Here is a 223-nt window from a genome sequence, read left to right as displayed (position 1 = left end):
GGCCGCGCAGTTCGCCCAGGGCGTGAAGGTCGGATTCGAGCAGGACGTCGAGATCTGGCGCGACAAGGCCCCGATCGACAATCCCCTCCTGTCGGAGGAAGACGGCCCCGTGTACCAGCTCCGCCGCTGGTACAAGCAGTTCTACGTCGACGTCGAGGACATCACCGACGACATGACCAACCGCTTCGAGTTCGAGATCGACACCACGCGTGCCGTCGAGAGC

1 pseudogene is annotated in these 223 nt (G+C 64.1%); it reads left to right on the top strand.

The window, feature by feature from the left end:
- Positions 1-223: pseudogene (locus tag WFK36_RS22825) on the top strand (3-ketosteroid-9-alpha-hydroxylase); the annotation flags it as partial.

The organism is Gordonia malaquae (assembly GCF_037148075.1).
Classification (GTDB): domain Bacteria; phylum Actinomycetota; class Actinomycetes; order Mycobacteriales; family Mycobacteriaceae; genus Gordonia; species Gordonia malaquae.
The sequence above is the reverse complement of the archived record's forward strand: the minus strand, read 5'-3'. Positions and strand labels throughout refer to the sequence as shown.